General features: G+C 30.1%; 11 protein-coding genes. 5 read left to right on the top strand and 6 right to left on the bottom strand.

The features are described 5' to 3' along the window. The first annotated feature begins 35 nt into the window (after positions 1–35). The 5 genes from AAGU07_RS00400 to AAGU07_RS00380 all read left to right on the top strand — a co-directional run bounded on the left by AAGU07_RS00400 (position 36) and on the right by AAGU07_RS00380 (position 2605). Complete coding sequence (locus AAGU07_RS00400) at positions 36–425, top strand: hypothetical protein (protein WP_342457246.1); 390 nt, start codon at positions 36–38, stop codon at positions 423–425. Between the two features lie 36 nt (positions 426–461). After that, positions 462–650 carry a hypothetical protein gene (locus AAGU07_RS00395; RefSeq protein WP_342457245.1) on the top strand — a complete coding sequence of 63 codons (189 nt, stop codon included), beginning with the start codon at positions 462–464 and terminating at the stop codon, positions 648–650. A gap of 354 nt (positions 651–1004) precedes the next feature. Next, the gene (locus AAGU07_RS00390; RefSeq protein ID WP_342457244.1) at positions 1005–1196 is read left to right on the top strand and encodes a hypothetical protein; all 192 of its coding nucleotides are present in this window, start codon (positions 1005–1007) and stop codon (positions 1194–1196) included. 533 nt (positions 1197–1729) lie between these two features. After that, positions 1730–2125, top strand: coding sequence for a hypothetical protein (locus AAGU07_RS00385; RefSeq protein WP_342457243.1), 396 nt, complete (start codon positions 1730–1732; stop codon positions 2123–2125). Positions 2126–2182: 57 nt separating this feature from the next. Beyond that, the gene (locus AAGU07_RS00380) at positions 2183–2605 is read left to right on the top strand and encodes a GIY-YIG nuclease family protein (RefSeq protein ID WP_342457242.1); all 423 of its coding nucleotides are present in this window, start codon (positions 2183–2185) and stop codon (positions 2603–2605) included. A gap of 769 nt (positions 2606–3374) precedes the next feature. Here the strand turns inward: AAGU07_RS00380 and AAGU07_RS00375 are convergent. From AAGU07_RS00375 to AAGU07_RS00350, 6 genes are all read right to left on the bottom strand, one after another. Continuing rightward, positions 3375–3821 carry a response regulator gene (locus AAGU07_RS00375; RefSeq protein ID WP_342457241.1) on the bottom strand — a complete coding sequence of 149 codons (447 nt, stop codon included), beginning with the start codon at positions 3819–3821 and terminating at the stop codon, positions 3375–3377. 812 nt (positions 3822–4633) lie between these two features. Continuing rightward, positions 4634–7447 carry a PAS domain S-box protein gene (locus AAGU07_RS00370; protein WP_342457240.1) on the bottom strand — a complete coding sequence of 938 codons (2814 nt, stop codon included), beginning with the start codon at positions 7445–7447 and terminating at the stop codon, positions 4634–4636. A 350-nt stretch (positions 7448–7797) separates the two neighbouring features. Continuing rightward, a complete protein-coding gene (locus AAGU07_RS00365; protein WP_342457239.1) occupies positions 7798–9063 on the bottom strand; it encodes an ATP-binding protein in 1266 nt (421 codons plus the stop codon). A 607-nt stretch (positions 9064–9670) separates the two neighbouring features. Beyond that, positions 9671–10423 (bottom strand): hypothetical protein, encoded by a 753-nt coding sequence (locus AAGU07_RS00360; protein WP_342457238.1) that lies wholly within the window; start codon positions 10421–10423, stop codon positions 9671–9673. A gap of 173 nt (positions 10424–10596) precedes the next feature. Further along, positions 10597–11346, bottom strand: a complete 750-nt coding sequence (locus AAGU07_RS00355; protein ID WP_342457237.1) for a hypothetical protein — start codon at positions 11344–11346, stop codon at positions 10597–10599. 488 nt (positions 11347–11834) lie between these two features. Then, positions 11835–13325 (bottom strand): SulP family inorganic anion transporter, encoded by a 1491-nt coding sequence (locus AAGU07_RS00350; RefSeq protein ID WP_342457236.1) that lies wholly within the window; start codon positions 13323–13325, stop codon positions 11835–11837. Positions 13326–13810 lie beyond the last annotated feature (485 nt).

The raw sequence follows: 13810 nt of genomic DNA, 5'->3' as shown, positions 1-13810 counted from the left end.
GTAAATTTTTCTGTGCACCAAAAATTTAAGAATTTTTGAAAGCTCAAGAATTATTTACCCTCATATTTGCCATTCATTTTACATTAATAATAGATAGAGTTCATAGAAATTACAACCCTTATGACACATATAATGCATGGAAAGGTCAGTTACACGCCATAAGAAGATTACTGTTATCATGGGCAATTAATGCATGGAAAGGTCAGTTACACGCCATAAGAAGATTACTGTTATCATGGGCAATTATGTACATACTGCCCCTTCTTAATTTCGCCGCATTTCTCATTATTTTAGGAGCATATGGCGTATCATTTGATCCAACTCCACACGGCACTTTAAATATTGTTTTAGTTGGTTTATCCTCATTTTTTGATTTTGGATACTACAGAATATTTGAATTTGAGAAAATCTCTCAAAATTCATAGAATTTTGGAGCGACAAATACGAAGTATTTGTCAGCTTTGATTTTCGAACCACAAAAATCTTTGATTTTTGTAGCTATGCTTTATCTATCTCCAAAAACATTTTATACGGATAAAGAAGCTGACAAAATGCTGGCTAAAGACCGTGACGAATTTCAGGCACATTTTATACCTGGAATCCTGTATGTCATTGCCAGTTTTATAATGATTTTTATTGTTATCATTTAAACAAGCAGTTACGCTTTTAAATTTTCAGAATATGAATATTTCCTGAGATGAAAAATCAGATTATTTAACCGGCCGGTAATTATTAAGTAAATTTGGAAAAAATAAGTTAATTTCTAAATTAAAGAGATATTACTTGTTTTAGCTTTTAAACCTAATATATTTCCAAAAAAAAGTCATAAAACTTAACAATGTATAAATTAAAGCTTAAATCCGGTTAAATGATCTAAAATTTACCTGCCAAAATATTCACATAGCAATAATTCATCCTATAATAGGAAAAATCTAAATAATCCTTATGACAAATATTAGTACAACCAACAAAGTTGTCTAACATAGTCGTAGAGGTGAAACTAAATGGATGAAATTATTGATAGGGAAGTATCCAGTAAATTTTTAGATGATGCATATAAATGCAAACCAGATAATTTAGGGTTTTTACTTCAAAAAATAGAATATGAAATCCAGAATAGAGATCATGCAGACAGCATTCTTCTAAGGGCCAAAACAGTAGTGACCAGTAAAATTGCATTGATAAATAGTAAATAATACTTTTAATAGAAGTTAAGATTTATCTTAATATTCAATTGATCTTATTCCTAATACTTCCGTCACCAATATGCTTTAAATTTCAATATAATTTGTAAACTTTAACTTATTTTATTTAATATTAAGTTAGACTCAGTGACATCTACTTTTTTTAATTTATTGGATTTTTAAATGATTGATTGGAAATTAACCAAATGAATTCTTTGTTCTCCAGTTATAGATTTACCTATGTTAAACAGGTTAATTAATTAACCAGTAAAAAGTTAACTACGGCCTTAAAAATACAAATTCATTCACTAATTAACTGATACTTAATTAAAACAATTTGGACATATAGTTTACAATTGTGATGTATACATTCAATTTAAGAAGAATTAATATCAATTCCAATAATTTTTAATGGCAGGCTAGATCATTTTTTTTTAATATCCAATATTATGAAAGGCTACTCCCGTTAAAAATCATTTTTTTAAAATAATAAATAAGTATCAAACGGTTAGCATATTTATATTAGTTATTTCAAATAATTTAACATGCCCCAGGTTGAAAAAAAAATACTGAAAGCCAAAGAATATGAAAGAATGGTTTCAAGCTTGGATATAGAAAGCTTTGAATTAAAAACATCTTCTATTCTTGAAGCCAGAATGACTTTAATTGGTATAGAGCGAATAGAAGAAAATTTGCTGGAAATAAGGCGGCAAGTTTCTGCAGATATGAGATCAGTTAAATTGAAATATTTAAATTATGATTACAACAAATCTTCTCTTTTAGGGTCAATTAAAAGAACCAAAGTTTCATCTAAACGAAAATCAATTGATAAAAAATGTGATCGTGAACTTGGGCCCTATGAAAATGTGTTATATATAATCGATGACTATCTTGAACAGATAAAAGATGTAAAAGATTATATAAGCAAAATTAAAGCATAACCTTAATTTATATAACCTACAATTAAAACTAATTTTAAGCATAACTAAGGTGTTAAAATGGCAACATACTGTCTCATAATCCAATTAAGCCAAGATTCAACAATTAAAATCGGAAAGATTGGAGAAATAGAATTTAAAAAGGGTTACTACGTATATGTAGGATCTGCACTTAATTCTATAGACAGCAGAATACGTAGACACTTATCAAAAGAGAAAAAATTATTCTGGCATATTGACTACCTTTTAAACTCCCCAAATTCAAATGTAAAAGAAGTAATACTGGAAAGAAGCCCAGAAAAATGGGAGTGTGATGTTGCCATGGAAATTTCAAAGAAAGGAACGTCCACTGACAGATTCGGTTGTTCTGACTGCAAGTGCAGTTCACATTTATTCTATTTTGAAAGCAAAAAAACTGCAGAGGATACATGTTTGTATTCATTTAAAAAATTAAAATTAACTTTTCAAAAAATAGAAAATTAATTCACGTTAAAAAAAGAATTTTGGGGATGGTTTAAATATATTTGCTTAAAATCAATTTAACCACAAATATTTTATCTAAAAAACTATTCAAATCAATATACTTCACTAAATTGATTGTAGACTTCACTAAAATAAATTTAATACAAATCACTTAATTTATGACCATCATTTTTCTATTTAAACATATTTATTTTTAACCCTATTTAAAGAACCAGTTCTGAACCTTCTTTTGGACTTGAAATATCATCGATTTTACCATATACTGCCATAAAAACCCACCGTGAATGGCGGAGCGCCATGAATTGCATGTGTAATTAGGAACAACCATATAATAATTTTCTCCATTAAATTTGAAATTAAATCTCACACCATTTCATAATCTTTACATTCAACATTTACGATTATACACTCTGGCACAAATTCACTAAAATGAAAATATAAATAAGTCAAAAATTAGTATTAAATTACCCATATACTAACCTTCCCTAGACGTTGAGTGCCACCATTTAATGTCCAGCATATCACATTTACCTGAATAAAATAGAATAAAAAATAGAGAAAAAAATGCTTTTTTCGTATTGAAACACCAACAAGCAATGAGTTGAAGGGCGAATTTTAATTTAAAAAGGGTAAATTATGAATATCTGAGACGATATTTCGCCCTTCGATTTCTTTATTAAATTTAATGTGTATCATATTTTGCGGTACTAAAAAAATAGGACTAAAATGCTGCAGCTATTTTTTAAAATTAAATATTTGATAATAATATCTATTTAGGTAAATTAGTTGTATTAAACCAGAATTCCTTGAGAGTATCCATTATATTTTCAAAATCAGCTAAATTAGATGGTTTAACAATATAACAATTGGCATAATTACCATAGCATTCCTGTACATCCTCTTCTGATGTAGAAGTAGTTAAAACAATCACAGGTATCCTTTTTAAAGTATCGTCTTTTTTCATTTCTTTTAGAACTTCAATACCACCCATTCGAGGTAGATTTAAGTCCAGCATAACGATATCAGGACAGTAATTAGTAGCGGCCTTACAATGAGTATTCATAAATTCAAGGGCTTCAACACCATCATCAACCACATACAATACATGATCTATATCTGCTTCCTTTAAAAATTCTTTTACTAATCTTGCATCCGATTCACTATCTTCGACCAATAAAATATGAATAGTTCCATTAATTAAAGAGTTTACTGTCATTTAACACCATATTTACAATTTTTATAAAGCCAAAAATTATTAAAACTTAAGAATTAATGTATTAGTTGATATGTGTTAATCACACTATTTAAACTTAAACTTTAGTAACTACTTTTATCCAAATATTATAAAATAAGAGATTATAGTGCTTTTTTCAGCTGGAAAACAAAGATTATTAAAATAATTAATATAATAAGATCATAAATGATCTCTGTATTAAAAAGAGGTTTTTCTAATGAATATTAGGAGGATAAGAAAAAATTTAGCATTTTAATTATTGACGATAATGTTGCAGATATAAGAATGATAAAAGAAATATTTAAAGAATCCAACACAAAAACAAATATACATATTGCTTATAATGGTATTGAAGCCTCCAAACAATTAGTGTTTGGGGTTTACAATCAAAGATTGTAAAGCTTTAAAATTTCTAAATAAAAAAGAAACCAAGTAAAACCTAATTTAATATTGCTTGATCTAAATATTCCCCTAATTGACGGTTTTCGAGTCTTAAAAGAGATAAAAACTAATAATAATTTAAATGATATACCTGTAATTATTTTAACTACTTCTAATAGCAAAGAAAACTTTTTAAAAGCTCAAAAATTTCAAACTGACTGTTTTATAATTAAACCCTTAGATTATGATGGATATACCCTCCTTACAACATGTTGAAGAATGTTGGTTCAAAACTAAATCATCTTCCAATATTTAGATTATCATATAAATATGTAATTTAGTTAGTGAACCCTGATTTTTAATTGATTTCATTATCTATTTAAAAACATGGACTCAAAAGGTTTAAAAAATGCTTATCTTATTGGTATAGTAAAATAAAAAGTAGAACCCCTATTTAATTCTGATTCAACCCATATTTTGCCACCATGATGATCAATAATTCTTTTAACAACTGCTAATCCTACTCCCGTTCCTTTATACTCATCCATAGTATGTAAACGCTGAAATATTCTAAATATCCTATCTAAATACTGCTTTTCTATTCCAATCCCATTATCCTGCATACTAAATATGTATTCCCTGTTTTTTTCATCTTTGTACGCAGAAATATAAATTTTTGGACTTTCATCTGGGTTTCTGTATTTAATTGAATTTCCAATAATATTTTGAAAAACTCTTCTTAATTGATCACCATCAGCAATTACATCGGGTAACGGATCACGAGTTATTTTAGCATTGTTTTCATCTATGGAACTTTTAAGATTAATAATAGCTTGATCCAAAATAGAATCAGTATTAACACATTTAAATTCATTTTCTGCTGTGCTAACACGTGAATATTCTAACAAGTCATTAATTTGCTGTTTCATACGGACAGCAGCAGCAACAATATAATCCATGAATTCATCAGCATCTTCATCTAACTTACCCTTGTAACGCCTTTCCATTAATTGAGTAAAACTTGCTATAGTCCGGAGAGGTTCTTGCAAGTCATGAGAAGAAACGTACGCAAACTGCTGTAATTCCTCATTAGATCTTTTTAACTTCTGTATAGTTTCCTGTAATTCTTCTTCCATCTGTTTACGTTCAGTAATGTCCTGAGTTGTACCTAATATTAGGCGAGGCTTTCCATTTTCATCGAAATCTGTAACTTCCGCCTTGGTATTTAGAATACGTGTTGACCCATCTGCTAAAACTATCCGATAGTCTAAGTCAACTGATATGCCCTTTGATGTTACCTGATGTATAATATTTTTCATATATTCCCAATCATCGGGATGGATAAAAGTTATAAATGAATTAAAATCAGGATCAAAAGTATTTGGATCTACCCGGAATATAGAATATAATTCATCGGACCAGCTTACCTCCCCTGTCTGGATATTTGATTCCCAGCTGCCAATATGGGCCATGTGTTGAGCTTTTGCTAGACTGTTTTCGCTTTTCTTTAATTTTTTTTCAGATTTTTTACGTTCTGTAATGTCATGAGCAATAGCAAGACTTACCTTTTTTTCTCCAAGTTTAAAAGTATGCACACCAACTTCAACAGGTATTTGCTTTCCATTTTTGGTTATGGTAACTGATTCAAATCTAATATATCCTTTCTTTTGAAGTTCTGCCATGAATTCAGGTACTTCTTCTTTATTAGCAGGCGCAAATAAGTTTAAAGGTGTTTTATTTAAAAATTCTTCTCTTGTGTAACCCAATATGTTAACTGCAGCATCATTTACTTCAATAAAATTCCCAAATAACCCGTTGTTCCGACTTTCAGATAAGGTTATCATATCAAGTGCCTTATTGAATAAAGCACGGAACTTAACTTCACTTTCTTTTATAATATTGTAAGCTTTCTCTAATTCTGAAGTACGCTCTTTTACCATTTTCTCTAAATTATCACGAGCTTCTTTTAACTCCTGTTCCCCATGTCGTCGTTTAATGATCTTGTATAGCTCATTAGCCACTGATTGAATCTGAATTATATCACAATCATCATATTCTTCAATTTTATTTCCCACACCAAAAATAAACTTAACTTTATCCCCATCAAATACAGGAACACTTATAAATCTTTTAACAGATACATGTCCCTCCGGAAATCCCTTTCTATTAGGAGAATTTTTAAAATCATTATAAACAACAGGACCTTCTGATTTTATACAATCAGTCCAGTTACCGGCTTGTTCAATAGGATAATGTGTTTTAAATAAAGTTTTACATGTCTTTAAAGCTTCATTATTCCATGTATTTAAAATAATATTTTTCTGGTCCTCAGAAATTAAATGAAAAAATCCTATAGTACTATTTGTGATACTGACTGCATGATCTAATACAGAGTTATACAATTCATTATCTGTAAGCTGAGAAGATCTCTTGTAAAGCTCAAGAAGAAAACTTTCCTGTTCTACATTCTTCCTGAAAAGATTTTCAGCCTTTTTACGTTTAGTATCATCAAAAACATAACCTTTAACTTGAGCAAGCTCACCTGAATCATTAAATACGCCCACTACATTGGCAACAATATGGATTTGTTTTCCATTGGGCGTTTTATGCCAACTTTGATAATCATGAATTTTATGTTCATCCTTCAGGCGGGATATAAGATCAATCCAGTCAGTCGAGTTGAATTTTGAAATATTTGGATGGATAGCTTTTTCACGGTTATTAAACCCATATATCTCCAAAAATGATGGATTACATTCAAGAAGTTCTCCCTCAGGCGTTGCAATGAAATTACCTGCCAAATCCTCCTCAAACCAACGACGATATTTATCTTCACTTTCCTTTAACTTTTTATCAAGCTTATGTTTATAGAGCGCAGTTTCTATAGATGCTCTTAATTCATCCGTGCTGAGAGGTTTAGTGATAAATCCGTACGGTTCTGTTAATTTAGCCCTTTTAAAAGTTTTTTCGTCGCCATAAGCAGTGACATAAATTATGGAAACATCAAAAATAGCTTTTATTTTCCGAGCAGCTTCAATACCGTCCATTTCATCATCAAGCACAATATCCATAAGTATCAAATCAGGTTTAAGATCCCTAGCTTTTTGAATGGCTTCTGCTCCAGTTGAAGCTGTTGAAACTACTTCAAAACCCATATTTTCTAATGAGCTTTCTATATCTTTTAAGATAATATATTCGTTCTCAACAACCAGGATCTTAGATTCCATATGTAATTATTGTTAATAAATAAACTTATACTTTTAGAAATATCATTTTTTTAATTTTAGAGATTTAATGTCTTCTTCAAAATTATTAAGACTTTTATAATCTTTTAATTAAATGATTTTTGAGATAATAGCTTCCTTTTATGTAAATATATGATATTTTGGGTCTTAATCCATTATCAGAAATAGATATATGTGTGAAAAATGACTTCAGATTATATAAAATTCCATCCAGCACCTCTGATTAATTCTAAAATTCTGCAGGAGGTTATAGTATTACCATGTTTACATACAATCAATTTAATTTACTAAATTGAAACAGACCCCAACTTGCCTAAAAGAAATTATTTTAATCACTTTTTTAAAGAAATGCCCCCCCCCCTAATTTCAGAGGGTTTAAAAGGAATCGTAAAATAAAAAGTAGAACCGGCTCCAAGTTCGGATTCAACCCAAATATAGCCATTATGTCTTTCTATAATCTTTTTAATTATTGATAATCCAATTCCGGTACCATGATATTCTTCTCTTGTGTGTAATCGCTGAAATATTGTAAAGATACGTTCAAAGTATTGTTCTTCTATCCCAATACCATTATCTTTTACACTAAAGACATACTCTTCCCAGTATTCTGCCCTATATGATGATATGTGGATTTTAAGCGGTTCTTCACTTTTCCTAAACTTGATAGCATTTGAGATGAGGTTTTGGAATACTCTTTGAAGTTGATCAGCATTTCCTATTACATTTGGGAGTTTATCGTGTGTTATTTCAGCTTTAGCATTTTTAATTGAATAATGGAGATTTAAAAGAGCTTTATTTAGTATATTATTAGTATCGATAAGTTTAAATTCTTCTTTGTTGGCCTTAACACGTGAATATTCAAGTAAGTCCTGAATTTGCTGTTTCATATGTACTGTAGCATCTACAATATACTCTACGAATTCGTCCGCATCACTATCTAACTTACCTTTATAGCGCCTTTCAAGTAATTGAGTAAAACTGGTTATAGTTCTGAGAGGTTCTTGCAAATCATGAGAAGACACATAAGCAAACTGTTGTAATTCATCATTAGAGCTCTTTAATTGATCTATAGTTTCCATTAACTGTTTTTCAAGTTTTTTACGTTCAGTGATATCCGTTATAGTTATACGGTAACATTCATTAAACCTTTCATATATAGGCATAATATTCATATGCACATCAAAAGATAGGTCATTCCTTTTTAACTTGAGTTCTACACTCTGATTTTCATGAGTATTAATCGCATTAGCTAATGAACGATAATATTCATTTTCAAAATCTTTTTGCATGAATCTACTAAAACCACGCCCAATAATATCCTTTTTACTTAATTTAAGTAATTCAATACCTTTTAAATTCACATTACGTATAATTCCATCTCTATTTAATGAAAAATATCCTACAGGAGCATGGTCATAAAGTTCATAGTATTGATCATAAAGCCTTGAAATTTCGTCATGGGACTCTTTTAGTTCTTTATTTTGCATTTGAAGTTCTACTTGATGAATCTGAAGTTCATATATCAATTCAGACGTATCCTTTGGCATATAACCTTTTTTATCAGCCTTTAATAGTTCTTTCTTTGCACGTTCACGCAATTCATCCGTTTTACTCATAGATACACCCTAAAAAAAATAATAATTCAAGTAAACTTCTCTTAACTTGTACAATTACTATTTTGATTCACCAATTGTACTATGATTCAAATTATTTAAAATTATGTACATTATAATATAAAACTTTTTATTATTTTAATTCTTTAACTATTTTATACATTTCTAGCAAGATCTATTCAATTTAAAAAGGTATTCAGCTAACAATATACATTTAAATATTTATTCTATTTTATATCAAAAATTTATTTTTAAAATAATTGCAAAATTTTTTATTTTGCAAATTTCCAGTCCTTAGACGGAGTCTTTTCCTGGGAGGGGGCGGGGCTATTTTGTTAAATACGAGATATTACGAAGTTTTTAAAAAATTTTTTATTTTTTCAAAACTTGGGAGCTTGCGACCGCACGTAATATCTCATGTATTTAACGAATAGGGCGGATTAGATATTAATCTTACTCTTTCGCCCCCGTTTGTGATTTCTTTAAATGGGTTCATTACTGATATCGTTAAAAGAACCTCATTTGATTTTATTTCATAAAAAAGAAGCCATAAAAAAGAATTTAACTGTAAAATTCATAAAAATTAAAGGTTTTATTCTTGGTATAAATCTCTTAAAGCGTCTTTAAATGGTGGTGAATAGGGAGAACCCATTCTAGTAAGTGCTTCATCTACTTCTTCAAGTGTACTCCATCCTACTGTTCCTAGAAAAGTTTTACTTTTTCCTGTTATAAGATCAACATAAACATATCCTATTATTTCTTCCTCATTATATGTTGCATTCATTCCTTGGCTGTTTGATTTATATACTGGTACTTTCCAGATTTCTTTACCATCAAGGGTAATTTTAGATGGTTTTCCTATGTATAAATCTTTATGAGTAGCAGTTTTAAGTTCAGCTATGTATTTTGCTTTCAATTCGTCTAAGGATCTCCATGTATTGTTAGTTCCTTCTAGACTTTCTCCATTTTTTTTGCTCATCCATGTTTTGGGATCAACAGTAACAATCCACTCGAAAGGTTCTCCCATGCTCATATTAACTATCCAATATTTTTTATTATAGCTTAAAGAAGCATTTATCTTAATATATGGGGCATAACCCGAATTATACAGAACATTACTACCAAAACCCATCATTCCTTCATTTAATCTTGCTACAGATATTGCTGTTGCTTCAGAAGTTGAATTATTAAAAGTATAATACATTGGATCCCCACAATAAGAAGCATCATTGTTAGTTGAGTAATGGGCATCATAACTGATTGGATTATACATTACAAAGATTCCTATAACTAAAACAATAGCTCCAATTAGAATGCCAACCATCAATAATTTTTTCCCGTCCATCATAATCCCCTTTTAAAATAAAAACAATTATTATACAATTTAGTCATTTAATATGTAAAATTACATAACTCCTAATATTTAAATTGAATACACTTTAAAAAGAAGCCATAAAAAAAGAATTTAACTTGTGGTCTCATCGATAGAACTCATTTAATTGGTACCTATCTTAAGAATCACATTAACTTACTAATATCAGTATTCAACAATTTGAAATAAGTTCTATTAGCCACAATCACGTCTTCTGATAATATTTTGTTTCTATCTCGATTCACAGCACTACATGCAGCTAAAAAGGTTAACGAATAATTTTCGCCCGTACCAAAAGTACTTGAATCTGAAACCCACCTAACAACTCTAATATCTCCACGTATTCTATGTATTTTTCCAAAGAGTTTTTTAGCACTTTTATCCCATTTTACATCTTTTAATTTTTTATAAAATTTCTCATCAGGTGGTTGAAAATTTATTGGCTTGCCAAAATCATCTAAAAGTGACATTAAACGTTCTAAAATAGCATGTTCCCTCAGGGTATCTTTATGATTCAATTTTCTTTGAGCATAAACATACCATATTTCAGGAATTAAACCTGCAAACAGCGCTTTAAGATGTGAAAAAATTACAACACCTGTTAAAGACGAAATATAAAGAGGAGGTTCCTTAAGAATTTCAGAAGCTAATTTAACTTGTTTTAATTTCAAAAGATCATCTACCGTATCAATATATGATGACATTTCCTCAGGATCCTTCAAACTAGCCTCATAAACTTTATCATAAACTTCAGAATCCATCAAAGCCTGTACATCATCAAGAACCTCTTTTAAACCTTCAACATCAGGGAATTCTTTCAATATTTTCTCTGCATTTTTCTTATTTTTCTCTTTTTCTTCGTCAATATCCCAATCAATATATTCCCACAAACTCACTTTTATCTCCATCCTATCCAGCTTTCAAAGGATGTTTATACTTCTCCATAATTCAATCTAATTTTTTATAGTTAAAAGACAGTATTATCATTTGCTGTTACAATCAAGAATTTATTTGATAGGTGCATTTTATTGGATTCTTATATGGCACCTTCAGTAGAACTACCGTCTTTCTTATCAGGGTTGAAATACTGCAAAGCTCTCCTAAGGAACTAGTCACTTCTATTTCTCTAAAGTTCGAATCTCCCGCTAGGACCTACTATTCTAGGGCAATATTCTGGATCCAGCTAAGGGATTCTATAAAATAGGGCTCGTCTTTGCTACTTCAAATTAAATTTTAACAGGTTTATTTTAAAAATAAAGGTTTCATACCACTTTAATAAAGCTTAATTAAATATATTTAGCAAAAATAAAAAGCTAAATTTGAAAATAAATAACGTTCTTTTCCGTGTAAAAAAAAGAAACTAATTATTTATCAATTCATATCTTCAGTAATTAACATTAATTATTTCTGACGCGTTATCTAACAATTGCTTACAGTCCTCACTTAAATGTTTAATATGGACCTTTTTCCCCAATTTAGCATACCGTTCAGTTGTGCAGTTTAAAGCTTCAATTGCTGAGTGATCCATAACTTTAGAATCGCTGAAATCAATAACTATTTTATCAGGGTCATTTGAATAATCAAATATTTCCTTGAATGCCGTTGTTGAGCCGAAAAACAAAGGGCCACTTATTCCATAGTACTTCACATTATTAGCATCAAATGATACATGTGCATGGATTTTTTTAGCGCTATTCCAGGCAAAGGATAATGCAGAAATAATAACACCAATTATTACAGCTACTGCAAGGTTATTAAAGATTACAGTCACTCCAGCCACAACTACCATTACAACTACATCTATTCTCGGCACTTTTTTTATAATTCTAAATGAAGCCCACTCAAATGTACCTATAGCAACCATAAACATTACACCAACTAATGCAGCCATTGGTATCTTTTCTACCAATGAAGAACCTGCTAAAACAATGAATAATAGTACAACTGCTGCTGTAACTCCAGAAATCCTGTTTCTACCTCCAGAACTCACATTTATCATACTTTGACCAATCATTGCACAGCCTCCCATACCCCCAAAGAAACCACAAGCTGTATTGGCAATTCCTTGAGCTACACTTTCTTTATTTCCTTTTCCAGATGATTCAATCATTTCAGAAACGACATTTAACGTTAATAAACTCTCAATTAACCCTACTAATGCCATAACAAGCGAATAAGGCAATATAATTGCAAGAGTTTCCAGATTAATAGGAACTAACGGTAAATGGAATGCAGGCAAACCTCCCCCAATTGATGCAATATCACCAACCGTTTTTGTTGGTATCTGTAAACCTATTGTAACGGCCGAAACTGCCATTATTGCAGCTAATGATGCAGGAATAGCCTTGGTAACTTTAGGTAACAGGTAAATGATCGCCATTGATAGTGCTACAAAACCTAACATTATCCATAGCAGAGGGCCAGTTAGCCAGCCGCCGTCTGCTGTATGAAACTGCGCAAATTGAGATGTAAATATAATTATAGCCAAACCATTTAAAAATCCAAACATCACTGCTCGTGGAACCATACGAATGAATTTCCCAAGCTTTAAAAAGCCAATTGTCATTTGTATAATGCCCATTAAAATTACCGCTGCAAACAGATATTCAACACCATGTGTTACTACTAAAGCGACTATGACCACTGCAACTGCACCAGTAGCACCAGAAATCATTCCAGGCCTACCTCCAAAAAGGGCGGTAATTAATCCTATTATAACTGCAGTGTAAAGACCAACCAGCGGACTTACATTTGCAATTATTGAAAATGCTATAGCTTCAGGTACAAGAGCCAACGCCACAGTAGTACCTGATAAAACTTCATTTTTTGTATTTAAATTGTTTATTTTACTTTTTATTCTACTCATAAAAGACATAATTTTACCAATCCATTGATTATTTAGAGCGGAATGAATAAACGCCCAATTAATTAATCTAAAGTTATTATAAATCTTCAAAAAGCCCATTTTAATGATATGATCGAAAATTTTCTGTTAATGACATGAAAAGCTTAAAATTAGGATTGTTTAACCAAAAAAAATGACATCCTATTTTTAAGGATATATTCTTCTCTTTCATATTATGGATTTTAACCTTTTTATCTCCATAAACGGCATATCATCCTGTAATATACTTATAAATCCCAAAATTTACCTTAAAAGTAGAATAGTCCACTTATAACTGAAAAAAGTTTATTAAAAACTTAGGGGATGTTATATTAATTAAAAATTTTAGATATAACATTCTTCATAAGATCATTATTCTTTAAAATACACATTTTTATTTTATTATACAGAATTATCGTGTGAATATCCTCAATCACAAGTCCTCCTTATTTAATTTGGTTAAAACCATCTACTGT

The sequence above is a fragment of the Methanobacterium sp. genome (assembly GCF_038562635.1).
Classification (GTDB): domain Archaea; phylum Methanobacteriota; class Methanobacteria; order Methanobacteriales; family Methanobacteriaceae; genus Methanobacterium_D.
The sequence above is the reverse complement of the archived record's forward strand: the minus strand, read 5'-3'. Positions and strand labels throughout refer to the sequence as shown.